Below are 25520 nucleotides of genomic sequence, written 5' to 3' on the forward strand. Positions count from 1 at the left end.
GCGTCGCGTCGCTCAGCCGTCGTCGTCCTCCGGCCACCAGCCGAGCTCGCGGCTGCGCTCGATCAGGTCCGGGCGCGTCCGGTGCACGTAGACCGCGTTGCGCTCGACGCGGCCGACGCAGACGTAGCCCTGCCGCTCGAGAAGCTGCGCGACCTCGGGGTCGCGTCCGCCGGAGAGGTCCTCGACCATCAGCACCGCGGTCGGGAAGCGCTCGAGGTCGAAGCCGCGCAGGGCCGCGAGCTCCGCGCCCTCGAGGTCGATCACCGCGACGTCGTAGCGCGGCTCGCCGGGCGCGTCCGCGAGGATCGAGGTCATCGTGCGCAGCGGCACCTCGATCCGCTCCGCCGTCCTGGCGCGCCCGACGTGCTCGCTGCGGTGGCGCGCGAGCGTCGGCACGAACGAAAGGTGGTCGGCGTCGGTGAAGCCGCCGAGCCGCACGAGCGACGTCGTCGTGCCCGCGCCGGGCGGACCGAGCGCCGCGTGCACCGTGTGGCTCGCAGGCCTGTTGCGCGCGCACGCCGCGGCCGCGTCGGGGTTGGCCTCGACGAGCACGCCCGTCCAGCCGACCGCCTCGAAGAGCCAGGTCACGCTGTTGCGCACGCCGTCCGACGCGCCCGCCTCGATGAAGCGGCCGCTCGTGAGCGGACGAAAGAGCTGCCAGAGGTAGCAGTCCTCGAGGCCCTGCGCGCGGCAGACGAGCTCGGCGCGCGGCTCGCGACCCGTGGCGCGCAAGCACCTGCGGACGTCGTCGAGCACCGCGCGCCGCCGCTCCTCGAGCCACGCGCGCTCGACGCGCACGAGCCGTCGCGCCATCTCGCGGCGCAGCCGCGCGAGCCGCCGCGTCTCGCGGACGAGGATCACGACGCCGATCGCCAGCGCGGCGATCGCGAGCCACTGCAGAGCTTCAATCACGATCGTTGCTTGACGCCCCCACACTCCCGGCCGTGCTCGCCTCCACCCATCCGCGCCGCACCAGCTCGTCGAGGACCCGCGCGGCGATCGCCCGCTGCCCGTCGTCGGTCGGATGGAAGGCGTCGTCCTGGATCATGCGGCGCTCGCCGTCCGCAGTGAGGAACAGGTCGCGCAGGTGCACGACGCGATCCGCATGCTCCGCGCGCAGCACGTCCTCCGCGAGGTCGGCGACGCGGTTGTAGCCCTCCGCCTGGTAAGCGACGAACAGGATCTCGGCGCCGCGCGCGGTCGCCGCCTCGCGCATGCGACGGTAGCTCGCTGCGAGGATCTGCCGGAGCGCGTCGTTCGACAGCAGCCGCGCCGTCTCCTCGCGCCGTCCCCAGCCGCGCGCCATCGCCGAGTCGTACGCCGTGCGGCCGAGACCTGCCTCGAGCCCGATCGCGGCGAGACGCACGACGCGCCAGCGCGGCAGCCGGTGGTACCAGCGCGCGCTCGCGCCGAGCAGCTCGACCGGCACGTCCTCGAGGTTCCAGCCGTCGTTGGCGCCGGCCATCACGATCACGACGCGCGGCGCGACGGTGGCGAGATCCTCGTCGAGGATGCGCGACACCTGCGTCGAGTTGAGCCCGGGCCAGCTCCGGTTCGCGACCGGAACGCCCGTGCGCCGCTCGATCTCGCTCGGAAACGAGATCCGGTTGCCGAGGCCGTAGGGCGTCGAGTCGCCGTAGACGACGATCTCGGCGCGCGCGAGCGCCTGGGCGTCGAAGCTACGTCGCGGCGCGCCCCAGCGCGAGGCGACCTCGAGCGCGATCTCCAGCGCAGCGATCGTCACGACGACGGCGACGAGGCCGAGGAGCGCCCAGCGCGCAGCTCTCGATCTCATCGCTCGACGCCCTCACGCGCGCGGGTCGCGGAGCGCGTCGCGCCGCGCCGTACCGATCCGAGCCGACCGCGGGGGACGCAACGTCGGCAAGGGCTACCGCGCCGGCAGCGCGCTCGGCTGCAGATCGCCGAGCCGCGGCGCGAGCGGGAACCAGCGCTGCAGCTCGACCACCGCGAAGAACATCGCGAGCCGCAGCCGCGTCGCGAGCGACGGCCGCCAGTTGCCGGCGAGCACCGAGATCACCGCCTCGCGGATGCCGAGCGGCGTGTCCGAGCGGAAGAAGATGTCGCGGAACGCCGGATCGTAGAAGCCGATCGCGAAGCGGCGGAAGTAGCGCCAGCGCGCGTCGACGTTGCGCTCGTAGCGCGCGAAGCGCGCGCGGCTCAGATCGCCGATGCGCAGCCCCTCGTCGAGCGCGTCCGCGGCCTCGATCCCGGCCTGCATCGCGAGCAGCACGCCGGTCGAGAAGATCGGATCGAGGAAGCAGCCGGCATCGCCGACGACGAGCCAGCGGTCGCCCGCGTAGCGCTCGGAGTGGTACGAGTAGTCGGCGTCGAAGCGCATCTCGGAGACGCGCACCGCCGGCTCGAGCAGCGCCGCCGCGGCGGGCGTCTCGCGCACGTAGCGCTCGAGCTGCTCCTCGAGCGGCGCGCCGTCCGCGCTGCGTGCCGCGTGCACCGCCGCCGGCACCACGACGCCGACGCTCATCGTCTTCTCCGACACCGGGATGAACCAGAACCAGCCGCGGTCCGGACGCAACACCATGCGGATGTCGCCCGCGCGCCGTCCGGTGAGGCGCGGCACGCCCTCGTACCAGGCGTGCACGGCGACGTTGCGCAGCCGCTCGTCGTACTGCCGGTTGGCGAGGCGGCGCGCGAGAAAGCCGACGCGGCCCGAGGCGTCGACCACCGCCGCGACGCGCACCTCGCGCGTCGCGCCGTCCTGCGCGTAGCGCAGCGTCACGCCGCTCGCGTCGAACTGCGCGTCGAGCGCCTGCGCGCCGTGCACGACCTCCGCGCCGCAGCGCGCCGCGTGCTCGAGCAGCAGCGCGTCGAACTCGGCGCGCGGCACCTGGTAGGTCTGCGGACGCGGCGTCTCCGGAGCGACCGCGAAGTCGGCGTACTTCTCGACCGAGCCGTCGGCGGTGGTGAAGCTCGCGCCCCACTTCTGGACGAAGCCCGCCGCCGCGACCGCGGAGTCGGCGCCGAGCTCGCGCAGCACCTCGTTGATCCACGGGAGCTGCGACTCGCCGATGTGGAAGCGCGGAAACCGGTCGCGCTCGAGCACCAGCACGCGACGTCCGTGGCGCGCGAGGCGCGCGGCGGTCGAGGAGCCGGCGGGCCCGCCGCCGACCACCGCGACGTCGTACGCAAATCCCGATGCGGAGGTGCCTGTGCGCGTCACGCTGCGAGTTCTTCCAGACCCTCGACGGCGGCGCAACGCGACGACGACGAAGCGGCGGTGGGCGTCGCAGCGAAAAAAAGCGTCTTGCGTACTGCGCGACGCGGCTGATAGCCGGCACGCGCACGTTCCGGGCCGTCCACCGCCGCCGCCACGCTTCCCGCCTCCGCCGCAAGCCCGACGTCGAACGGAGGAACCGCCAGAATGGTCCAGGACACGCGGCGCGCGGCGACCCACCGCGCGCTCGGTATCGCCGTGCTCGCCGCGGCGTGCGCGCTCGTGCTCGCGACGAGCGCCGAGCACGCGCGCGCCCAGGGCAAGCCGTACCTCGTGAAGGACATCGAGACGCGCTCCGACGGCATCGCGGTGCGCGGCGCGCAGGCGGTCGGCGACGTCGTCTTCTTCGCCGGCAACGACGGCGTGCACGGCTTCGAGCTCTGGCGCAGCGACGGCACCGCGAACGGCACGCGGCTCGTCCTCGACGCCATCCCCGGTCCGCGGGGCTACGTCGCGAGCGAGCTGACCGCGGTCGGCGACGCGCTGTTCTACGTCTACGACGATGGCGAGCACGGCGCCGAGCTCTGGATCAGCGACGGCACCGCGGCGGGGACGCATCTCGTGCGCGACATCGCGCCCGGGCCACGCAGCTCGTCGCCGCGGCGGCTCACCGCCGCACACGGTCTCCTCTTCTTCGTCGCCGACGACGGCGTCCACGGCGAGGAGCTGTGGATCAGCGACGGCACCGAGGCCGGCACCGCCCTGGTCGCCGACGTGCGGCCGGGCGAGCTCGACTCGGCGATCCAGGGGATCGTCGCGTTCGGGGACGGCGTCGCCTTCACCGCCGACGACGGCGAGGTCGGGCTCGAGCCGTGGTGGAGCGACGGCACGCCCGAGGGGACGGTGCTGATCGAGGACATCTTCCCAGGTAGCAAGAGCTCGATCCCGCAGGAGCTCACCGTGCTCGGCGACATGCTGCTGTTCACCGCCGACGACGGCGAGACCGGACGCGAGCTGTGGCGCGCGGACGCCGGCGTCACCGGCGCGGTGCAGGTCGCCGATCTGTGGTTGGGGAAGACCGGCTCCCGCCCCTCGCGCCTCTTCACCGCGGGCGGCTTGCTCTACTTCATCGCTGCCGCGAACGAGGCGACCGGCTTCGAGCTCTGGACGAGCGACGGCACGGGGCGGCACACCTTGCCGCTCATCCACCTCGCCGCGGGGCCGAGGAGCGTGACCCTTCAGCGCGGCATCGCGCTCGGCGACACCGCGTACTTCGTCCTCTCCGGCACGGACCTCGGCCTCGGCGCGTCGCTGTGGAAGAGCAACGGCACGCTCGAGAGCACCGTGCTCGTCGCGGACCTCAAGAGCTTCCCGTGCAGCGAGGAGTTCGGCGAGCTGGTGCCCTTCGGCAACCGGCTGCTGTTCGTCGCGCGCGGGCCCGGCGAGGACGACGAGCTCTGGATCACCGACGGCACCACGGAGGGAACGACCCGCGTCAAGGACATCCTTCCGGGGCCAGGGGGCTCGAAGCCGCAGCACCTCACGGTCGCGAACGGTCGGCTGTTCTTCAGCGCGCTCGACGGGCTGCACGGCCGGGAGCTGTGGGTGAGCGACGGCACCGGGAAGGGAACCGTGCTCGTGCGCGACATCCTCGACGGGACGGCGCCAGGAGCCGGGTACTGGCGGCTTCACGCGCTCGAGGATCGCGTCGTCTTCGAGGACGCGCACACCCAGCCGTGGCTCAGCGACGGCACGGCCGAGGGCACGGTCCCGTGGAGCGCGCTCGCCGGCCAGCGCGCGATCTCGGCGGCGTCGACGCGCTCGTCGACCTACCTCTTCACCGGGACGGAGCCGACCCGGCTGCAAGGCTTCGGTTACGGCATCTCCTGGTTCGCTGCTCGTGCGCTCGGCGACGACCTCTACTTCAGCGCGTCCATCCTGAATCGCCCCACCCTCTGGCGAGCCACCTCCGAGCCACCCGCCGTGCAGCAGCTCGCCTCGTTCACGGGCAGGGATCCGGAGGGACTGCTGCGCGTGCGCGACCGCATCTACTTCGTCGCGAGCGATGCGTCGCACGGCAGCGAGCTCTGGCGCACCGACGGCACGCCCGAGGGCACCAAGGTCGTCGCCGACGTCCTTCCGGGACCGGGCGGCGGCGTTCACGCTGCGGGCCTGCTGGGAAATCTCGGGCGACGCGTCTTCTTCGCCGCCGAGGACGGCGTCCACGGCGGCGAGCTCTGGGTGACGAAGGGCACCAAGGCGAGCACGAAGCTCGTGAAGGACATCCGCCCGGGCACGGCCGGCTCGATGACGGCGCCGAAGGGGGTGCGCTTCCGCAAGGCGATCTACTTCGGCGCCGACGATGGCATCCACGGCTCCGAGCTCTGGCGCACCGACGGCACGCCGGAGGGCACGACGCTGGTCGCCGACGTCCGTCCGGGGCCCGAGGGCTCGCACCCGCGGGTCCTGGCCCGGCTCCCCAACGGCGTGCTCTTCATCGCCAACCACGACATGCACACCGCTGCGCCCACGAAGGAGCTCTGGGTGACTGACGGCACCCCGGAGGGCACGGTGCGGCTGGTCGACGCCACGGCGTCGAGCTGGCTTCCCCTCGATGAGCCGCCGGTGGTGATCGGCGACGTGGCGTACATCCGGAGCTCGAACTCGCAGGGGAGCACGGTGCTCTGGGTCACCGACGGCGCGCCCGCGGGCACGCGGCTCGCGGTGGACGTCTCCGGGGGCACCCCCTTCGCCGGCATCTACCAGGTCGCAAGCCTGCGCGGGCAGCTCTTCTTCATCGCCAACGATGGCGCCCACGGCCGCGAGCTCTGGGCGCTCACCTGCGGCAACGGCGTCCGCGAGGCCGGCGAGCAGTGTGACGACGGCGCGCTCAACGGCACGCCGTCGAGCTGCTGCACCGGCGCCTGCACCGTGCGTCCCGAGCTGCGCGAGCAGTGCGAGCCGATCGACGGCGAGCTCGAGCTCAAGCGCGCGCGCCTGCAGGCCGACGGCCGCTCGCCCGCCGCGACCGGTCAGATCGTCATCGACGGCTTCCTCGAGGCGAGCGCCGCGCTGCCGATGTCGGTCGCAGCGGGGCTCGAAGCGACGGTCGTCGACGGCGGCGCGCTCGAGCAGGTCGCGTCGTGGCCGGCGAGCGAATGCCGCCAGGCGCCGACGGGCGTGATGCGCTGCTCGCGGCGCGGCGCGGTCGCGACCTTCAAGCCGGTCGCCGGAAGGAGCCCCGGGATGCAGCGCTACCGCTTCTCCGTCGCGTTGCGGCGCCTCGCGATCGACGGGCCGTTCGAGGCGCCGATCGGCCTGCGGCTGCGCAGCGGCGACGTCACCCGAGCGGGAGCGCTCGAGGAGTGCGATCCGAACGGCTCACGGCTGCGCTGCGCGCCGTGAGCGCTGAGCTCGACCGTTAGGCGCAAGCGTCGCGCTTGACGCGTCGCGCCCGAGCGTCAAGCCGTCTTGCGGTTGCGGTAGAGCTTCTCGTCGACGGCTTCCGCCATCGCGCGCTCGTCGTAGCGGCCGCCGAGGAAGCGGTTCACGATGCTGGCGACCTTCACCGGGTCGCGGATCGCCTCGTCGTACCGCACCTCGACCATGCTCCAGTTGCGCTTCTTGCGCGCCATGATGCGGACCGCCGCAAGGTGGTTGCGGTACGCCTCCGCCATGGTGGCGTCGTCGGTCGTGTCCTGCTCGCCGCGGTTCTTGAGCATCTTGTTCTGGCTCGCGAGCACCTCGTCGATGTCGCGGCGCATGAAGATGATGCGGTACGCGTTGTCGTCGGGCAGGTCCTTGAGCAGCCAGGAGATCACCTTGAGCGCCTTGCCGCGCGCCTGGCGCACCCAGCTCTTGTCCTGCTCCTTCTCGAGGTCCTTGACGCGCTCGTACTCGAAGTAGCCCTTCGGGTTGTCGATGTCCGGCGTGCGGACCTGATCGGTCATGATCGGGATGCCGGCCGCGTCGAGCATCTTCATCATCATCGACGTGCCGCTGCGCGGCAGGCCGGAGACGATGATGATCGGCTCGCCGTACTTGCGGCGCGCCAGCAGATCACGAAGCGAGTCGATGACAGCCACGCGCGTCACCTCACAGCGTCACGCCGAGACGCTTGCGCAGGAGGAAGCCTGCGATCAGCGACGCGGCGAAGAACCAGAGCAGGATTCCGCCCTCGCCGCTCGGCAGCGGGCTCAGGTCGCGCGTCGGCGTCGCGAGGCGGATGGTTTCGAACGCCGAGCCCGCGGGCAGCGCGGCCTCGCCCGGGTAGAGCAGCGCTTCCCACGTGCGCGTGCGCAGGACCGGCACCTTGCGCGGCCCGTTGCCCACCGCGACGACCTTCTCCTGCACCTCGTCGCCGGCGCGCAGCACGATCACGTGGTCGCCGTCCTCGAGCATCTCGAGGCGCCAGTAGACGCGGCCGTCGGCGGTGCGCACCGGACCCGCCTGCACCGCGACGCCGGGCGGGAACTCCGCCGTCACGTCGCGCACGCCGACGTTCGCGCCGGGGACCAGCTCGACCTCGAGGAGCTGCACGTCGCCGCGCTCGAGCGGCGCGTACGCGTAGTGCGCGACGAGCTGCACGAGGATGATCGTCATCGGCACGATCATCACCAGCAGCGGCACGACGTTGTAGCCGAGGTAGCGGAGGTTCTGGCCGAGCCCGCGCGCGGTCGAGCGGATCACGCTCAGCACGTCGTCGCGGTAGAGCACGACCTCGAGCAGGTGCACGACGATGCGCTTCTTCGCCGCCGCGATCCCGGCCTGGTTGCTCACCAGCTTGTAGACCAGCAGCGCGACCACGCCCGCGACCACCGGCCACACCAGCAGGTCGAACCACGCGAAGCGGTGGCCGAACGGCGCGAGGATCACGTCGAAGATCGCGCTCGTGATGGTGTTGAACGTCTGCACGTCGTGCGGGCGCGAGACGTCAGGAGATGTAGCCGAGTCCGCGCAGCTTGTTGCGGATGTCGTCGTCGCTCTTCGCGTCCTCGAAGTGGATCATCTCCTTCTCGAGCACGTGCGCGACGAACTCCTCGACCGTCGCGTAGCCCGCGACGTCGGCGATCTTCTTGACGCGATCGTAGAGATCGCGATCGAGCTTGATGGATTGCGTCTTGCCGAAGCCGAACATCGGCCCTCCTCCGAAGTCCCGCGCCGTCAGCGCGCGAACAGGTCCTTGCCCTCCATGCCGGACGGCAGCGGCACACCATAATGTGTGAGCAGGGTCGCCGTCACGTCGGGTAGCGCGTAGTCGTTGCGCGGCAGCGGGCGATTGGTCAGCAGGACGCCCGGCACCACCGCCGGGTCGGTCAGGTGGCTGCCCGACCAGCGCGACAGGTTGTCCTCCAGCACCGCCTCGGTGATCTCGCCGAGCGTGCTCTCGTCCGAGCAGCCGTAGCCGGCGTCGTAGCCGACGACCATGTCGGGCGCCTCGGCGATCCGCGGCCCGGAGTAGATGTCCTTGCCGAGGAACGCGCGGCGCACGACGCGGCGCTCGCCGTCCTGCCAGGACTCGAGCTTGCGCTTGATCTCGTCGAGCAGCGCGTCGGCCTCGGAGGGATCGACGATGCCCTCCGCCTCGCGTCCGCGCAGGTTCAGGTAGAGCCCGTTGAAGCCGAGGCCGTAGGCGCGCGTCTTCGACCAGTCGACGTCGCCGAGCGCGATCTTGCCGGTGCGCTTGCCGTCCTTGAGCACCAGGTAGCCCTGGTCGCGCAGCCAGGCGTTGAGGTGCGCCTTGCGCGTGTAGGGCTGGAAGCCGTGGTCGCTCATGACGATGACCAGCGTGTCCTCCGGCACGCGGTCGAGCACCTTGCCGAGCAGCTCGTCGACGTGACGGTAGTAGCCCTCGATGTCGTCGCCGTGCTCGGCCGCGGCGTGCGCGTCGGCGGCGAACGCCGGATGCGGCGGCGCGCTCGGATCCTTCGGATCGCCGAGCCGCCAGAGCATGTGGCACTGCAGGTCGATGTCCGAGACGTACATGAAGGTCATGTCGCCCGGCTTGAAGCGCGCGAGCGCGAGATCGAGCATCGCCTCGGTGTCCTGCTGCACGAGCGCGACCTGGCTCGCGTAGTCGTCGTCGTCGAAGATCCGATCCTTCAGCGCGTTGGTCTCTTCCGGCATCCCCTGCGTGTAGAAGAAGCCGAGCAGCGCGTAGAGCTCGTTGGCGAAGCTCGACGGCGTCGAGATGTCCTGCGCGGGGCTCGCCGGCGAGATGTTGATCGGGCTCGCGTAGATCTCGACCCCCGGACGTACTTGACGCACGTAGAAGCGCACGATGCCCTGCACGGTCATGAGCCCCGCGGGGAGCGGTGAGAACTCGACCGTCATCCAGTCCGACCACTCGCCGACCCGCAGCAGCGCGCGGCTCGAGCCCGCCTCGACCAGCACGGCGTCCTGCTCGGGGTCGATGCGGAAGGTGACCGGCACCGTCAAGTAATCGTTCTCGCCCGGCGCCTGACCCGGCGGCAGGCGGAACAGATCGGGCGGGCCCTTGAGCGTGCCGCGGACCGTGTCGGGGACGCCGTCGAGGTCGTCGTCCGAGAGGCTCACCTGCTGGATGTCGCCCTTGAGCTCCTCGCGCCCGCGCACCGGATAGGTCGTGAACCAGGTGTACGTGCCGTAGCCGCCGCGCAGGTCGACCGTGCCCATGCCCGAGAGCACCTTCGCGTCCGACGGCGGCGGCGGGTAGTTGCCCGGCATGCGGTAGACCTCGACGTCGACGCCGGCGTCGAACAGCGGATCCCAGAACGGCACGCCGCCGCGGTTGTTCTTCGGCGCGCTGCCACCGATCGGCAGGTAGTAGCCGAAGAGCGACACCGCGCTGCCCGGCTCCTCGGGCGCGGTCGCGGAGCTGATCGGCATGTAGGTCTTGGGATCGCGGTGCACGAAGTCGTACACGCCGTGCCCGCCCGGGTTCATGCCGGTGACGAAGGTCGACCACGCGACCGGGCTCTGCGGCGGGTTCGCGGTCGCGAGCTCGACGAAGCTCCCCTGCTGCGCGAGCCGGACGAAGTTCGGCATCTTCCCCGCGTCCATCAGGCGCCGCAGGATCACCGGATCCATGCCGTCGACGCCGAGGACGAAGATCCCCGGACGATCATCCCGCGCTGCGTGGGACGTGGTGGCGATGAACAGCGCGAGAAGGAGAGCGACGAGCGAACAGGCCCTACGCACTCGCGGCCTCGGGCAATGCCCCGTGCACGAGCGCGCCTGGCGCCGCGCCCGACTGCGACAGCGTCGAGGGATCGAGCGGCCCCGCGACCGTCGCGCGCGCGCCGTTCTCGGGGAAGAGCATGCGGCCCTGCATGTGCCGGCTCGGGCTCTGGCCGAACAGGCGCAGCACGGAGGTCGAGATGTCGGCGATGTGCGGACGCTCCACCGCGATCGGGCGATTGCAGAAGAACACGCCCGGCACGATGTCGGGATCGACGCAGTGGTCGCCCGACCAGCTCTTGGTGTTGTCGGAGAAGACCTCTTCCGTGACCGCGCCGGTCGCGCACTCCCACGAGTTGCGGTAGCCGCCCTCGTAGCCGACCAGCAGATCCGGAGCGTCGAAGCGGTACGGACCGTCCGCGGACGCGATCGCCGAGCGCACCTTGCGGATGCAGCGCTTGCCCGTCGCCGGATCGACCAGCGCCTCGAGCTTGCGGATGATCTCCGCGATCAGGGTCACGTACTCGTCGCCCTCCTCGACGATGCCCGACTTCTCGCGGCCCTTGCGGTTGATGAAGAGGCCCGTGAGCCCCAGGCTGAAGGCGCGCGTCTTCGACCAGTCGACGCGCTCGAACCAGTCGCCGCTCGTGCGCGCGCCGTCCTTCAGCACGAGGTAGCCCTGGTCACGGAGCCAGGCGTTGAGATTGACGCCACGGCGGAAGTTGGTGAAGCCGTGGTCGCTCATCACCATGAGCACGGTCTCCGGGTCGTCGCCGATCTCCTCGAGGACGCGTCCGAGGATGCCGTCCATGCGCTCGTAGGTGCGCGCGATCGCGTCGGCGTACTCGGTGGTCTCCTTGTCGCGGTTCGCCGGGTGGGTCGGGTCGAGGTAGCGGTAGAACATGTGCTGGATGCGGTCGGTGGTGTCGAACACGGTGGTGACGAGACCGCGCTTTCGGTGCGCGAGCGCGTCGAACAGCATCTTCTCGCGCTCGTCGCAGATCAGCATCGCCTGCTCGAAGAACGCCTTCTCGTCGATCACGCGCTCGTTCAGCGCCCAGGTGTCCTCGGCGAGACCGAGCGTCGCGAACGGGCCCTGCTTCTTCGCCAGGTAGACGCTGTAGATCGTCGGGTGGCTGATCGGCATCGCCGGATTTTCCGGATCGATGTGGATCGGCGTCATGTACAGCGACACCTCGGGCTCGAGCGACATCAGATAGAAGCGCGCGATGCCGCGCACCTTGACGCCGAGCCCGGACTTGAAGGTCAGCGTGACCCACTCGGAGTAGCGCTGCAGCTCGAGCGTCACCGGCTCGCAGCCCTCGATCTCGAGCCGCGCCGAGCGCCGGTCGGGCGACTCGATCAGCGAGAAGGGCAGCGTCATGCGCGGGTGGCCCTTCACCATCGGATCGTCGGGACCGACGATGCGCGAGCGGATCACGCCCTGCCGGTTGCGGCGGAGCACCGTCTGCTCGCCGCCGGTGTAGGCCGCGGCGCCGCCGTCCTTGGTCGCGGTGGAGAAGAAGGAGAAGGTGCCCTGGCTGCCGCGCAGGTCCGGCACGCACATGCCGGAAAGGAGGAGCCCGCGGAACTTCTCGGGCGGGAAGGTGATGGGCACGCGCTGGATGATCGAGTGGATGTGCTTGTCGCCGAGAAGCTTCCAGAACGGCGTGCCCTTGCGCAGCAGCTTGATGCGCGGCTTCTCGAGCGGAACCATGTAGCGCCCGATGTTCAGCACCCGCTTCGCTTCGCGAATGTCGGTGCTCGACAACATGGGCGCGCAGGTACATGGGTCGCGCGTGATGAAGTCGTAGATCCCGTGTCGCGACGGATCGACGCCGGTCGAGAACGTCGACCACGCGACCGGCGACATCGACGGGTTGGAGGTGTCGAGCGGGCGGAACACGCCCTGCTCCGCGAGGCGCTGGAAGTTCGGCAGCCGCCCCTCCTGCATGAAGCGCGTCGCGAGACCCGGATCCATGCCGTCGAAGCCGAGGATGATCACCCGCTTCGCCGACGCGTTCTTGAACGGGTTGCCGATGCGCACGAGCCGCCACAGCGTGGTGAGCGGCCAGAGCAGGATCGTGAGCAGCGCGAGGCCGAGCGCCGCGAGCAAGAGGAACAGCGAGCCCGCGAACGCGAACCCGGCGCCCGGGCCGATGTAGGCCTCGGCGCTCTGCGGCGCGAGCAGCGCGAGACCCGCAAGCGCGGCGGCGAGGCGGCACGCCGTGCCGCGCGGCTTCTCCTCCCGGACCGTCATGGACCCGTTGTACCTAGCGTGCCCCGCCGTCTTAGGCACGGCCGCCTCGCCGCGACGCACCGCAGCCGCTGCAAGGTAGAGGTGGGACGGTGGGGCGGCCGACCGTTGGCTTGGCGAGCGCTGCTGCACGGCGGTTGCGGCTGGCAAAGACCACATGGTACGCGTCCCGCGCTGGCGCCGGCAAGCCCCGTTCCGCGCCGTCCTCGTTGCGCCCGCCCATCGATCCGCCGGGAGACCCGCTGATGTCGCGATCGCTGCTCGTCCTGCCGTTGCTGTTTCTGCTCGCCTGCGAGGCGTCGCTCGCCGACCGCGAGAAGGAAGCGCGCGCCGCGCTCGACGCCCGCGACTTCGCGAAGGCGCAGAACATCTCGGAGGCGGCGCTGGTCGACGCCGCGTCGGGGAAGGACGCCGCGCTGGCGTGGCGCCTCGAGCAGATCCGCCTCGACGCGCTCTCGCACCAGAAGCAGGGCGCCGAGGTGGTGCGCACGCTCGAGCGACTCGCGACCCAGTACCCCCAGCAGGTCACGCCCGCGCTCTACCGCGCCCAGGCCGACCGTCTGAAGGCCGCCGGCGACGTCACCGGCGCGATCGACGTGCTGGCGGCGGGCGACAAGCGCTTCCCGCAGGAGCACGAGATCTTCTTGAAGGAGATCGAGGCGCTCAAGCAGGGCAACCTCGACCCGGCGCAGATCGAGCGGCTGAAGGCGCTGGGCTACCTCTGAGTCTCGTTCGAGCTTCGCTCGAGCCTCGGCCGGGCTTCGGCGCCGGAGCGCGCGCCGACGCTCGAACCGATCACGGACGTCGAAAGCGCGCGCTCACGCCGCTGTCGATTTCGCGGCTGCCCGATCGTCCATGGGCATGAGCAAGCACGGAAGAACGAACATGAACCTCGCCCTGTGGACGGTCCAGATCCTGCTCGCGGCGCTGTTCGCCTTCGCGGGCGGCACGAAGCTCGTGCTGCCGATCGAGGAGATGACGCGCGACGTCGCGCTGCCGGGCTGGTTTCTGCGCTTCATCGGCGTCGCCGAGCTCGCGGGTGGGCTCGGGCTCGTCCTGCCGGCGATCACCGGCATCCGTCCGGGGCTCGTCCCGCTCGCCGCGCTCGGGCTCGTGATCATCATGATCGGCGCGGTCGTGCTCTCCGCCGAGGTCCACGGTCCGGCCTCGGCGCTGCCCGCGCTGATCGCGGGGCTCGGCGCGAGCTTCGTCGCGTACGGGCGCTGGTCCGTGCTGCCGCACCGCGCGTCGTCGACGCAGACGGCGCTGCGCTCGGCGTAGTCAGGAGGAGCATCTGCGCGCGGCGGTGACGGCGAGGATCGTGACGGCCGGCGCGCGGCTGCGGCCGACGCGGGTGCCTGCGCCCTAGGCATGCGCGGTCGGCTCGGCGAGATCGCGGCGCTCTTCCTGCGCCTCGGCACGACGGCGTTCGGCGGACCCGCCGCGCACGTCGCGCTGATGCGCGACGAGGTGGTGCGGCGCCGCCGCTGGGTGTCGGACGAGGAGTTCCTCGACCTCCTCGGCGCGACCAACCTGATCCCCGGCCCGAACTCGACCGAGATGGCGATCCACCTCGGCCACCGCCGCGCCGGCTGGCCGGGGCTGCTGGTCGCCGGCGTCTCCTTCATCTTGCCGGCGGCGCTGATCACGCTGGTCCTCGCCTGGGCGTACGTCCGCTACGGCTCGATGCCCGAGGTCGGCTGGCTGCTCTACGGCGTCAAGCCGGCGATCCTCGCGGTCGTCGTGCAGGCGATCGCGAGCCTCGCGCCGCGCGCCGCGCGCACGCCGTCGCTGTTGGCGCTCGGCGCCGCGGTGCTCGTGATCGCGGCGCTCGGCGGCAACGAGTTCCTCGTCCTGCTCGCGGCGGGTGCGGCGTGCATCGCGCTGCGCGCGCTCGAGCGCCGACGCGGTGCGCCGGGCGCTGCGTCGCTCGCTCTGCTGCCTGCGGCGGCGGTGACGACGGCGGCGAGCGCTCCGGCGGCGGCAGCGCCGGTCGGGAGCGCGGCGCTGTTCTGGCCGTTCTTCAAGATCGGCTCGGTGCTGTTCGGCAGCGGCTACGTGCTGCTCGCCTTCCTGCAGGCGGAGCTCGTCGAGCGCCTCGGCTGGCTCGATCAGGCTCAGCTCCTCGACGCGATCGCGATCGGCCAGATGACGCCCGGCCCGGTGTTCACCACCGCGACCTTCGTCGGCTACCTGCTCGGCGGCACGAGCGGCGCCGTCGTCGCCACCAGCGGCATCTTCCTGCCCGCGTTCGTCTTCGTGGCGCTGAGCGCGCCGCTCCTGCCGCGGCTAAGGACGTCGTGGATCGCGTCGGCGTTTCTCGACGGCGTGAACGTCGCGTCGCTCGCTCTGATGGCCGTCGTGACGCTGCAGCTTCTGCGTGCCGCCGTGGTCGACGTGCCGAGCGCGGTCATCGGCCTGGTCGCGCTCGTGCTGCTGCTGCGTCACGGCGTGAGCTCGACCTGGCTCGTGCTCGGCGGCGCGCTCGTGGGGCTCGTCGCCGGCTCTCTGCGCTGAAAAACGGCGTCAAGCAACGGCGCCGCCCTTGCCGATCTGCGCTCCCGAGGTTACTCTGCTCCGTCCGGAGCCGTGTGTGTGGTCACCTCCTCCCGAGCGGCTCCGATTCCTTCCTCGATCCGTCGGTCTCTCACGGCACCTGGCCCGAGCACCACTTCCGGCGCCTGCCGGCGAGGACGCGCCGTGCCCGTGGCTGCGTCCTCGCCCCCGTCCAAGGACGAGGAGGTGAGCACGGCGGCAGCGAAGCGGAGGGGAAGGCCCGAAGAGGAAGGACAACGGATACGGAGAAGGGAAGGACGATCGAAACGAAAGCGAGCAGCGAGCACCGCATCGATGGGGCGGGGCGTCGAACCACCGCGACCGGAGCCACGGTCGAGGTCCGCGTCCGGCCGAACGTGATCCGCCGCCGCGCGGCCGCGCGCCGCGCGTCGGGTGAAACTTCCGGCGCACCGACGCCGCCCAGCACGCCGACAGCTCCGAGCGCAGCGACGTCGTCGAGCATTCCGACGTCGAACCAGCCGCTCGACGCGCTCTCCGAGCTGATCGCGCCCGCCACGATCGACACGGGCGACGCCGTGCTGCTCGATCTGCCGGCCCCGCCCGCGCCGGAGCCGACGCCTGCCGCGCCCGAGGTCTCCGCGCGCCAGGCCGAGGCGCAGCCCGCGGCACGCGAGACCGAGGCCCGGCCCGCGGCCGAGCCGACGCACGCAACGCGCGGGAAGGCGGACGTCGCGACGCCGTCGCGTACGAGCGAGCGCCAGGCCGCTGCGCGCACCGTCGAGCAGCCGACCGTGGCGAGCCCGGCCGAGGCGACGAGCGCGGCCAGCGAGGCCGCCCCCGCGAGCGCGCCCGCGCAGCCGGAGGCGAAGGCTGTGGCAACGCAGCCGGAGCCAGCGACCGCGTCGGCCCAGCCGACGCCGACGAGCGCCGCCGCCGAGCCAGCGGCCACGAGCGCAGCAGCGCAGCCCACGGACACGAGCGCGCTCACGCCGCCGACGCCCGCGCGCGCGGAAGCGCAGCCGACCTCGCCGAGCGCCGAAGCGGAGCCCGTTGCGGCGAGCGCGTCCGCGCAGACGGCGCCCGAGCGCGCGGCGGCCGAGGCGACGTCCGCGCGCCGCGCAGCGCAGCCCGCGCCCGCGAGCCCGTCCGCGCAGGCGACGTCCGACCAGACGATCTCCGACGCGCAGCCCGCATCGGCGACTTCGGGCACGCAGCCCGCGCAAGCGAGCGCGGCGGCCCAGCCCGCACAGTCGAGCGCCGCGGCGCAGCCGACCTCGGCGCCCAGCACCGAGACCGAGTCCGGCCTGCGCCGCGTCCGCGTCGTCGGCAAGATCGACCTCGGCGCCATGCGCGCGGCGCAGCGTCCGGCGGCCGGCGCGCGCGGGCCGCGCGGCGCGGCACCGCAGGCGCGCGGCGTCGGAGCGCCCGCCGGCGCGCCGCTGCCGCCGCCCGCACCCGGAGCACCGGCGCGCGGACGCCGCGCACGGCGCACCATCGAGCGTGACCCGTTCGCCGTCGAGCGGACGCCGCGCGGCGCGCGCCGTCCGCAGAAGCGCCGTCCGGCGCCCGACCGCGAGCAGCAGCAGACGACGATCACCACGCCGTCCGCGCACAAGCGCGTCGTGCGCATCGGCGAGACCACCACGGTCGCCGATCTCGCGAAGGCGCTCGGCCTCAAGTCGGGCGAGGTGGTGAAGAAGCTCCTCGAGCTCGGCGTCCCGGCGACCGCGAACCATCTGCTCGATCTCGACAGCGCGACGCTCGTCGCGGCCGACTTCGGCTGGACCGTCGAGCCGGCCGTCGTCGACGTCGAGCAGGAGGTCGAGGCGCTGCTCGCCGGCGAGACCGCGCCCGCCGAGCCGCGCGACCCGGTGGTCACCGTCATGGGCCACGTCGACCACGGCAAGACCTCGCTGCTCGACGCGATCCGCTCGACGCGCGTCGCCGAGGGCGAGGCGGGCGGCATCACGCAGCACATCGGCGCCTCGGTCGTCGAGGTGGGCGACCGGCGCGTCGCCTTCATCGACACGCCGGGCCACGAGGCGTTCACCGCCATGCGCGCGCGCGGCGCGCAGGTGACCGACCTGGTCGTGCTGGTGGTCGCGGCGAACGACGGCGTGATGCCGCAGACCATCGAGGCGATCGACCACGCGCGCGCCGCCGGCGTGCCGATCGTCGTCGCGGTGAACAAGATCGATCTCGCCGACGCCGATCCCGCGAAGGTCGAGAAGCAGCTCGCCGACCACGGCCTCGTCCCCGAGGCGTGGGGCGGCGACACGATCTTCGTGCCGGTGTCGGCGAAGACGCGTCAGGGCATCGACAAGCTGCTCGAGATGATCCTGCTGCAGGCCGACGTGCTCGGCCTCGCCGCGCGCGCGAAGGGTCGGGCGCAGGGCTCGATCATCGAGGCGCGCCTCGACCGCGGCCGCGGTCCGGTCGCGACGGTGCTGGTGCGCGAGGGCGAGCTGCGCCCGGGCGACACCTTCGTCTGCGGTCTGACGTACGGCAAGGTGCGCGCGCTGCTCGACGACCGCGGCCGTCAGGTGCGCGCCGCCGGCCCGTCGACGCCGGTCGAGATCCTCGGCCTCGCCGGCGTGCCGCAAGCGGGCGACGCGCTCGTCGTGACGCCCGACGAGGCGACCGCGCGCCGCATCGCCGAGCAGCGCCGGACGAAGCACCGCGAGCGCGAGCTCGCGCGCAACGTCAAGGTGTCGCTCGAGGACTTCCAGCGCCGCGTCGCCGACGGCGAGACCAAGGAGATCAAGCTCGTCCTCAAGACCGACGTGCACGGCTCGATCGACGCCCTGCGCGCGGCCTTCACGCGCCTCTCGACCGACGAGGTGCGGGTCACCGTGCTGCACGCCGCGGTCGGCGCGATCACCGAGTCCGACGTGCTGCTCGCCGCGGCGTCGAAGGCGATCATCGTCGGCTTCTCGGTCCGCCCCGAGGCCAAGGCGCGCAAGCTCGCCTCGACCGAGAACGTCGAGATCCGCCTCTACTCGATCATCTACGAAGCGATCGACGACATGCGGCGCGCGATCGAGGGCATGCTCACGCCGACCGTGCGCGAGCGCGCGCTCGGCCGCGCCGAGGTGCGCCAGGTCTTCCGGCCGAGCGGCTCGGGCCGCTCGGGCCTGATCGCGGGCTCGCTGGTCAGCGAGGGCAAGGTCACGCGCGGCGACCGCGTGCGTCTGCTGCGCGACCTCGCGGTGGTCCAGGAAGGCCGCGTCGCGTCGCTGCGCCGCTTCAAGGAGGACGTGCGCGAGGTTGCGGCGGGCTACGAGTGCGGCATCGGGCTCGAGGGCATCACCGAGATCCGCCCGGGCGACGTGCTCGAGTTCTACGAGCTCGAGGAGGTCGCGCGCCGGCTCGAGGACGCGTCGCGCCCGCGGCTCGCGTCGTGAGCGCGTAGGGAAGCGTCAAGCATCGGACGGCGCGGGCTGCGGCTGTCGCTCCCGCGCCGTCGGCCGCGCGCGCACCGACCAGCGCTGGAGGCGGTGTCAGACCTCCGCGTCGGTCGGTGTGCGCGCAGCCGATTCGCGCGCGTCCGCCCGCAACCGGCGCCGCCTCAGCTCGCGACCGCGCGTCGCGGCGCGCCCGCCGCGAGACCGATGCCGGCCGCCTGCGGACCCGCGCCCGCCGTGCTCGAGGTGTCCTCGACCACGGGCACGCTGCGGTCGAGCGGGTCGCGCGACGAGCCGTTCGCCGCGCTCGCCTTCTCGCCGGCGCCAGCGCTCGCGCCGCTCGCTGGACCCGCCACCGCGGGCTTGTCCTCGCTCGACACCGTGATGCGGTGCTTGCTCGCGCGCGGCTCCGCCTTCGGCAGCTCGATCGTCAGGACGCCGTTCTTCTGCCGTGCCGTCGCCGCGGCCGCGTCGACCGGGCAAGGTAGACGAAGCGAGCGCCGGAACTTGCCGTAGCTGCGCTCGACGCGGTGCGCTTCCGCCTCGCGATGCTCCTGCTCCGTGCGCTTCTCGCCGCGGATGGTGAGCACGTCGCCCTCGAGCTCGACCTCGACGTCGCCGTCCGCGACGCCCGGGACCTCCGCCGTCACCTGGATCTTGTCGTCGGTCTCGGCGACGTCGATCTTCGGACGGAACTCGCCCCAATCGGACGCCGCGCGGGCGCCGAAGAAGTTCTCGAGCAACTCGTCCATCTCGCGCCGCAGCAGCGTCAGCGGGTCCGCCCCCTCTAAGAAGGACTGTCGCCGTGGCGAAAGGCTGCCTGATGCCATCGTCTCCCTGCTCCTTTCTCGCGCGGCGATCACCCAGCCGCGCCGCGGAACGCACGACGCATCAGGCGTGCCACGCCGACGCGCCGCACGAACGACCTCGCCGCAGCGCGGCGTGCGACGCATCGGGAAGCGCGTAGAAACCCCGCACCCGTCGAGAAGTCCCGGTAGACGCGGCGCTCGGCGAGCGGCTATCGTTGCGCCACCTCGATCCCACCAAAGGAGGAACGGATGCGCTTCAAGGTTAGGTCGTCGATGCGGTTCGCAGCGCTGACAACCGCTTTGGCGGCGGTCGTCGCGCTCGCGGGAATCGCGCCGGCGGCCGAGATTCCGACTCGATTCGTTTGGCTCAAAGGCACGGAGTCGCCCGGCACGCCGAGCGAGCTCAACCGCGTCGGCGTGCTGCAGATCGGACCGCGCAACGCGCGCAACATCCTGATCTTGAACCCGGGCACGTCGGCCAGCGCGGCGTACTTCGCGCCGCTCGCACGCCACCTGCTGTCGCGCGTGCGCGGCTGGCAGGTGTGGGCGGTCGAGCGACGCGAGAACCAGCTCGAGGACCACTCGGTGCTCGACCTCGCGAAGGCCGGCCGCGTGAGCGGCGAGGAGCTCTTCAACTACTACCTCGGCTGGCTCGAGGACCCGAGCGTCACCGAGCACTTCCGCCTGATCCCCGACGAGGAGGTCGCTTACGCACGTGAGTGGGGGATGCGCGTCGAGATCGAGGATCTGCGTCGCGTCGTCGAGCTCGCGAAGCGTCAAGGACACAAGATCGTCATGGGCGGGCACTCGCTCGGCGGCACCATCACGACCGCGTATGCGACCTGGGACTTCGACGGTCGCCCCGGCGCCGAGGACCTCGCGGGCCTGGTCTACATCGACGGCGGCAGCAGCCCGACGCCGCTGACGCCGGAGGCCGCGCAGCGGTCGCTCGACGAGCTGCGGGCCGGCTCGCCGTGGCTCGCCTTCGGCGGCATCGCGGCGCCGTTCGCGGGCCTGTTCAACGCGTCGGGCTCGCTCGGCGCGATCATCGATCCGAACTCGCCCTCGCGCGGGCAGCAGTTCTCGCTGCTGCCGGCCGACCTCAAGCCGCCGGTGCGGGTCACCAACCTCGCCCAGTACGGCTACGCGCTCGACGTGGAGACCTCGCCGCCGGGTCTGCGCGCGGCGCAGGCGCACCTCGGCCGTCTCGCCGAAAGCGGCGACCCGCGCGGCTGGGACCAGGCCGGCGAGATCACGCCCATCCGCCGCTACGCGATGATGTTCTCCGGCTGGGGTCTGCCGGGTCTCGACGGCACCGCGTGGTACCACCCGATGCGCCTGACGCTCGATGCGGGCGCGGTCGCGGCCGGCAATCCCAACCCGGCGCAGCAGGTGCTCGACGTGCACGCGATCCACGGCCACGCCCTGCCGCGCGACATGCTGATCTACGCCTTCGGCGCCGCCCTCGGCGGCGAGCGCGTGCTCGACGCGGCGCGGATCCTCGCCGAGCAGTCGGGGATCCCGGAGCGAAATCTGCTCTTGATCAACCGCGCCGAGACCTACTCGCACAACGACCCGAACTCGGCCTACCCGCGCAACGAGTTCGTCGACAACCTGGTGCGCTTCCTCGGCCGCATCGCGAGCGAGGGACGCGCGACCGGACGCCTGCCGATCCTCGCCGGCGCCGCCGGCTGATCGTCGGCGGAGACGGATCCCGCGCCGGCGGCCCACGTGGCCGCCGGCGCACCGCCGGCGTCCTTCAGGGACGGGCGTCCTTCAGGAGCCGGCGTCGAGCTGCAGCGAGCGCACGTAGTCGGTCGCGCCGTTCAGCACGAACTGCACCGCGAGCGCCGCGAGCAGGATGCCGAGCACGCGCGTCGCGACGTGGATGCCCGTCGTGCCGATGCGGCGCAGCACCCACGGGCCGGCCGCTCCGAGCAGGAGCCAGGTCAGGCCGAAGACCGCCGCGAGCGCCGCGGTGACGATCGCGAGCTTGAGCGGCTCGCCGCCGCTGCGCGCGGTCAGCAGCAGCACCGTGGTGATCGCGCCCGGCCCCGCGAGCAGCGGGATCGCGAGCGGGAAGATCGCGATGTCGGGCTCGCCGCTCGGGTCGTCGGGACGCTCCTCGGGCTCCGCGCGCTGCGTCGCCGGACGGTGGCCGAAGAGCATCGGCATCGCGGTCGCGAAGAGAAGGATCCCGCCCGCGATCGCGAACGCGTGCACCGTGACGCCGAGGTAGGCGAGCGCGCGGTGCCCCGCGACCAGGAAGAACAGCGACACCGCGAAGCCGATCCCGACCGCGCGGCGCAGCACCGTGCGCCGCTCCGCCTCGCTGCGATCGACCGTGAGCGCGAGGAAGATCGGCAGCACGCCGAGCGGATCGACGACGACGAGCAGCGTCGTGAACGCGACGAGCGCGAACTGAAGATCGTCCGCCACGCGGCGCAGCGTGTACGTGATGCGCCGTCGCTTGCAAGCGCGCGTCGGGCGAGGCGAGACGATCACCGCGCGCGCCGCGCGATCACCGTGTGCACGCGCCGCGGCGCGCGACCTGCCTAGAAAAGCGGCACGCAGCGGAACCGCAAAGCCGACGCCGGCGGTTCCTTGTCCTTCGCGATCCTTCACAATGGCCACTTCAACGCGGAGGTGCGTCATGGCGAGCATGCGTGCGGTGCGAGTGGCCAAGGCCGGCGGCCCGCTCGAGTTGGTCGAGACCCCCATTCCCGAGCCGGGACGGCGTCAAGTACGAATTCGCGTGCAGGCCTGCGGCGTCTGCCACAGCGACATGCTGACCAAGGAAGGCCTCTTCCCGGGCATCCAGTACCCGCGGGTGCCGGGACACGAGGTGATCGGCGTCGTCGACGCGCTCGGCCCCGACGTCGCGAGCCTCACGGTCGGGCAGCGCGTCGGCGTCGGCTGGAACGGCGGCTACTGCGGGACGTGCACGAGCTGTCGCCGTGGTGAGTTTTTCGCTTGTCAGAGGTCGACGCTCGTCACCGGGATCACCAGCGACGGCGGCTACGCGGACTACCTGGTCGCCGCGGAGACCGCGGTGGCGCGGGTGCCCGACGAGCTGCAGGCGGTCGACGCAGCCCCCCTGCTCTGCGCCGGGGTGACGACCTTCAACGCGCTGCGCAACTCCGGCGCGCGCGCGGGGGATCTCGTCGCCGTGCACGGGATCGGCGGGCTCGGCCACCTCGGCGTGCAGTTCGCCGCGAAGATGGGCTTCCGCACGGTCGCCGTCGCACGCGGTCAAGACAAGGCGTCGCTCGCGAAGGAGCTCGGCGCCTGGCGCTACGTCGACAGCGAGCGCGAGGATCCGGCGGGGGCGCTGCAGGCGCTCGGCGGCGCGCGCCTCGTGCTCGCCACCGTGACCAACGGCGAGGCGATGGCCGCGGTCGCGAACGGCCTCGCGCCGAACGGCACGCTGCTCGTGCTCGGCGCGCCGGAGTCGCTGCAGACCAACCCGGTCTTCCTGATCTCCGGCCGACGTGCCATCAAGGGCTGGTACTCGGGGCTGTCGATCGACTCGGAGGACACGCTCGCCTTCAGCGTGCTCACCGGCGTCCGCTCGATGAACGAGGTGTATCCGCTGGAGCGGGCGGCGGACGCGTACGAGCGGATGATGAGCGGCAAGGCGCGCTTCCGGGTCGTGATCCAAACCGGCGCTTGACGGCCGACGAATCGCGGGGGAGCGGCGCATGGCGGACTTTCGCAAGCTGCACAAGATGCCGACGGCGCGCGTCGCCATGACGCCGTTCCCGCACGCGATCGCGCTCGAGGCGACGGCCGACGAAGCCTGGGCGTTGATGCTCGAGCACGGCATCCGCCACCTGCCCGTGACGTCGAACGGTCAGCTCGTCGGCATCGTCACCGAGCGCGACCTGCGGCTCGTGCTGCGCCCCGGCGTCGGCAAGGGCGAGGCGCTGGTGCGCAACGCGTACGAGGACGAGCCGTACGTGGTCGAGGACGACGCGCCGCTCGATCTCGTCGCCCGCGAGATGGCGCGCCGCCAGATCGGCTCGGCGCTGGTCACGCGCAACGGCAAGCTGGTCGGCATCCTGACCACGACCGACATCTGCCGGCTGCTCGCCGACGTGCTGAACGCGCACTTCGGAGGCGGTGCGCACCCGCGGCGCACCGGCGACGACGAAGCCTCGGAATGAAGCGGCGAAAAGCGGCTTGTGGGCCGCACCTCGCCGCGTAAGATGCAGGACTCACCCTCGCCCCCGGACGGGAGTTTCTCCGAAATGCTCGTGCTCAGGCTGATCTTCCTTCTCGCGCTCGCTCTGCCCACCGCGCTCGTCGCGTCCGAGGCGCACGCCGTCGCGCCCGACTCGGAGCTCATCGGCTGCGACCGCGCCGACGAGGCGCACGCGCTGAGCGCGAGCGCGCACCTCGACCCGTCGTGCACCTACACGCAGGGCTTCACGATCGTCGCGTCGGACGTCGAGCTCGACTGCCAGGGCGCGCGCATCGCCACCACCGACGGCCGCTACGGCATCTACATCGTCGCGCCGACCGACGTCGCGCTCGCGAACGTCACCGTGCGCAACTGCCGCGTCGAGGGCTTCCTCAACAACCTGCACGTCGAGCGCGAGGGCTTTCGCGAGCTCGCACCGGGCGTCGAGTACGAGCACGCGTTCTCGAACATCCTGATCGAGGACAGCACGTTCGCGAACTCGCGCGGCGTCGGCGTGTTCATCGACGGCTACGTGACCGGCGTGACGCTGCGTCGCTCGCGCATCGAGGGCGCGGGCAGCGCCGGCATCTACCTCGAGACCGGCTCGAAGGACAACGTCGTCGAGAACAACTGGATCGTGAACAACGGCTTTCGCGAGAACGGCCCGGACGGACAGTACTTCACGCTCGCCGGCGTGAGCCTGTTCTTCTGGGGCACCGGCCGCGAAGGCCTCGCGATCGACGGCTCGCGCTTCAACCGCATCGTCGGCAACCACTTCGAGGGCAACTCGGCGGGCGGCATCTTCCTGTACAAGAACTGCGGCGAGTTCTGGCAGTCGCGTCCGCAGCGCTGGTTCGACCGCCGCTACGGCGCGCACGGCAACGTCATCGAGGGCAACACCTTCGTCGGCGGCGAGAACGGCATCTGGGTCGGCTCGCGCATGAGCGAGAACACGGCGCCGATGGAGTGCAGCGATCCGGCCTACTACCAGGAAGGCGTCGCGCGGATCGTGCTCGACCACGCGAAGGACAACGTGCTGCGCGGCAACGTGTTCCGCAACGTGCAGTACGCGATCCGCGTCGAGGACGACCGGACCACGATCGAGGACAACGAGATCACGGGCGACGATCCGTCGCAGCAGGCGCTGCTGCTCGGCACGCGCTTCCGGACGAGCGCGCTCGCGCAGCCGGTCGCGGACAGCGTCGTCACGGGCAACCGCGCGTTCATCGCCGGCAACCAGAACCCGTACCGCTGGATCCACGGCCACGCCGGCACGACGTTCGCCGGCAACGAGAGCCACGGGCGCCCGGTCGGCTTCTGCGAGGGCGTCGAGCCGCGGCGCAACGCGTTCATCTTCGTCCTCGCCTTCGTGGTCGCGGCCCCGAGCGATCCGCCGCCGAGCGGGGGCCCGCCGACGTTCCCGCCGCCGGAGCCGCTCCCGCCGTGTCCCGCGACGTGCAACGATGGCGGCGTGGTCGCACGCCCGTCGCTCGCGCTGCGCCGCCTCGGCACGCCGCCCGGCGACGACACGCTGCTGCTCCGCGGCGACGTGACGCTGCCGCATCCGTTCACGCCGGCGCTCGATCCGGCCGCGACCGGCGTGCATCTGGTGATCGAGGACGCGAGCGGCACGCGCGCGATCGACGTGCTCGTGCCCGGCGGCGCCTACGACCCGGCGACGCGCGCGGGCTGGAAGGTCGCGCCGAACGGACGGACCTGGCGCTACGTGAACCGCGGCGCGACGCCGCCCGGCGGCATCACGAGCATCGTGCTCAAGGATCTGTCGCGTCAAGCACCGGGACGCATTCGCTTCACCATCCGCGGCGCGCGCGGCGCGTACGCCGTCGACCAGAGCGCGCTGCCACTCGAGGCGCTGGTCGTCCTCGATCCGCCGACCGCCGAGACCGGACAGTGCGGACGCCTGCAGTTCGCGGCGCCCGCGGGGAGCTGCCGCGGCAACGGGAGATCGGTCGTGTGCCGGTGAGGCGAGCGCCCCGAG

The 25520-nt window shown here is 72.0% G+C and carries 21 protein-coding genes; 9 read left to right on the plus strand and 12 right to left on the minus strand.

Translation table 11 applies throughout. From position 1 onward, the window contains the following. Window positions 1-12: 12 nt before the first annotated feature. From VIS07_17350 to VIS07_17365, 4 genes are all read right to left on the minus strand, one after another. Window positions 13-912 (minus strand): FkbM family methyltransferase, encoded by a 900-nt coding sequence (locus VIS07_17350; GenBank protein ID HEY8517279.1) that lies wholly within the window; start codon window positions 910-912, stop codon window positions 13-15. Continuing rightward, complete coding sequence (locus VIS07_17355) at window positions 905-1795, minus strand: GDSL-type esterase/lipase family protein (protein HEY8517280.1); 891 nt, start codon at window positions 1793-1795, stop codon at window positions 905-907. The genes VIS07_17350 and VIS07_17355 overlap by 8 nt, the downstream gene beginning before the upstream one ends. A 93-nt stretch (window positions 1796-1888) precedes the next feature. Further along, on the minus strand, window positions 1889-3199 hold the full coding sequence (locus VIS07_17360) for an NAD(P)/FAD-dependent oxidoreductase (protein HEY8517281.1): 1311 nt from the start codon (window positions 3197-3199) through the stop codon (window positions 1889-1891). After that, window positions 3196-3414 carry a hypothetical protein gene (locus tag VIS07_17365; protein ID HEY8517282.1) on the minus strand — a complete coding sequence of 73 codons (219 nt, stop codon included), beginning with the start codon at window positions 3412-3414 and terminating at the stop codon, window positions 3196-3198. Before VIS07_17365 ends, VIS07_17360 begins: the two co-directional genes overlap by 4 nt. Here VIS07_17365 and VIS07_17370 point away from each other — a divergent pair. Further along, a complete protein-coding gene (locus VIS07_17370; protein HEY8517283.1) occupies window positions 3401-6598 on the plus strand; it encodes an ELWxxDGT repeat protein in 3198 nt (1065 codons plus the stop codon). The two genes, VIS07_17365 and VIS07_17370, sit on opposite strands and share 14 nt — an antisense overlap. Before the next feature lie 56 nt (window positions 6599-6654). Here the strand turns inward: VIS07_17370 and VIS07_17375 are convergent, their stop codons facing one another. Genes VIS07_17375 through VIS07_17395 form a run of 5 tightly spaced genes read right to left on the minus strand, consistent with a single transcriptional unit; the run spans window position 6655 to window position 12611 of the window. Next, window positions 6655-7278 (minus strand): sulfotransferase, encoded by a 624-nt coding sequence (locus VIS07_17375; GenBank protein ID HEY8517284.1) that lies wholly within the window; start codon window positions 7276-7278, stop codon window positions 6655-6657. A 10-nt stretch (window positions 7279-7288) separates the two neighbouring features. Further along, the gene (locus VIS07_17380; GenBank protein HEY8517285.1) at window positions 7289-8107 is read right to left on the minus strand and encodes a hypothetical protein; all 819 of its coding nucleotides are present in this window, start codon (window positions 8105-8107) and stop codon (window positions 7289-7291) included. 19 nt (window positions 8108-8126) lie between these two features. Next, a complete protein-coding gene (locus VIS07_17385) occupies window positions 8127-8330 on the minus strand; it encodes a hypothetical protein (protein ID HEY8517286.1) in 204 nt (67 codons plus the stop codon). A gap of 26 nt (window positions 8331-8356) precedes the next feature. After that, window positions 8357-10372: an alkaline phosphatase family protein gene (locus VIS07_17390; GenBank protein ID HEY8517287.1), complete on the minus strand. Its 2016-nt coding sequence runs from the start codon at window positions 10370-10372 to the stop codon at window positions 8357-8359. After that, window positions 10365-12611, minus strand: coding sequence for an alkaline phosphatase family protein (locus VIS07_17395; protein HEY8517288.1), 2247 nt, complete (start codon window positions 12609-12611; stop codon window positions 10365-10367). The genes VIS07_17390 and VIS07_17395 overlap by 8 nt, the downstream gene beginning before the upstream one ends. 242 nt (window positions 12612-12853) lie before the next feature. On the opposite strand from VIS07_17395, the gene VIS07_17400 reads away from it, so the two are divergent. The 3 genes from VIS07_17400 (at window position 12854) to chrA (ending at window position 15125) form a co-directional block, all read left to right on the plus strand. Further along, entirely contained in the window at window positions 12854-13333 is a 480-nt protein-coding gene (locus tag VIS07_17400; protein ID HEY8517289.1) for a hypothetical protein, read from the plus strand. Between the two features lie 160 nt (window positions 13334-13493). Next, entirely contained in the window at window positions 13494-13889 is a 396-nt protein-coding gene (locus VIS07_17405; GenBank protein ID HEY8517290.1) for a DoxX family protein, read from the plus strand. A 90-nt stretch (window positions 13890-13979) separates the two neighbouring features. Then, window positions 13980-15125, plus strand: a complete 1146-nt coding sequence (gene chrA / locus VIS07_17410; GenBank protein ID HEY8517291.1) for a chromate efflux transporter — start codon at window positions 13980-13982, stop codon at window positions 15123-15125. A gap of 130 nt (window positions 15126-15255) precedes the next feature. Here the strand turns inward: chrA and VIS07_17415 are convergent, their stop codons facing one another. Continuing rightward, complete coding sequence (locus tag VIS07_17415) at window positions 15256-16413, minus strand: hypothetical protein (GenBank protein HEY8517292.1); 1158 nt, start codon at window positions 16411-16413, stop codon at window positions 15256-15258. Window positions 16414-16471: 58 nt separating this feature from the next. On the opposite strand from VIS07_17415, the gene infB reads away from it, so the two are divergent. Further along, window positions 16472-18529, plus strand: a complete 2058-nt coding sequence (gene infB, locus VIS07_17420; GenBank protein ID HEY8517293.1) for a translation initiation factor IF-2 — start codon at window positions 16472-16474, stop codon at window positions 18527-18529. 164 nt (window positions 18530-18693) lie between these two features. On the opposite strand, the gene VIS07_17425 is transcribed toward infB, so the two are convergent. Then, window positions 18694-19281: an Hsp20/alpha crystallin family protein gene (locus VIS07_17425; protein ID HEY8517294.1), complete on the minus strand. Its 588-nt coding sequence runs from the start codon at window positions 19279-19281 to the stop codon at window positions 18694-18696. A gap of 357 nt (window positions 19282-19638) precedes the next feature. Between VIS07_17425 and VIS07_17430 the strand changes: the two genes are divergently transcribed. Continuing rightward, on the plus strand, window positions 19639-21033 hold the full coding sequence (locus tag VIS07_17430; protein ID HEY8517295.1) for a hypothetical protein: 1395 nt from the start codon (window positions 19639-19641) through the stop codon (window positions 21031-21033). Window positions 21034-21114: 81 nt separating this feature from the next. Here VIS07_17430 and VIS07_17435 read toward each other — a convergent pair whose 3' ends face one another. Next, window positions 21115-21777 carry a MarC family protein gene (locus VIS07_17435; GenBank protein HEY8517296.1) on the minus strand — a complete coding sequence of 221 codons (663 nt, stop codon included), beginning with the start codon at window positions 21775-21777 and terminating at the stop codon, window positions 21115-21117. Between the two features lie 214 nt (window positions 21778-21991). On the opposite strand from VIS07_17435, the gene VIS07_17440 reads away from it, so the two are divergent. From VIS07_17440 to VIS07_17450, 3 genes are all read left to right on the plus strand, one after another. Next, window positions 21992-23011: an alcohol dehydrogenase gene (locus VIS07_17440; protein ID HEY8517297.1), complete on the plus strand. Its 1020-nt coding sequence runs from the start codon at window positions 21992-21994 to the stop codon at window positions 23009-23011. 28 nt (window positions 23012-23039) lie between these two features. Next, window positions 23040-23504, plus strand: a complete 465-nt coding sequence (locus VIS07_17445; GenBank protein ID HEY8517298.1) for a CBS domain-containing protein — start codon at window positions 23040-23042, stop codon at window positions 23502-23504. 84 nt (window positions 23505-23588) lie between these two features. Beyond that, on the plus strand, window positions 23589-25505 hold the full coding sequence (locus tag VIS07_17450; GenBank protein ID HEY8517299.1) for a right-handed parallel beta-helix repeat-containing protein: 1917 nt from the start codon (window positions 23589-23591) through the stop codon (window positions 25503-25505). Window positions 25506-25520 lie beyond the last annotated feature (15 nt).

This window comes from Candidatus Binatia bacterium (assembly GCA_036563615.1).
Classification (GTDB): domain Bacteria; phylum Desulfobacterota; class Binatia; order UBA12015; family UBA12015; genus DATCMB01.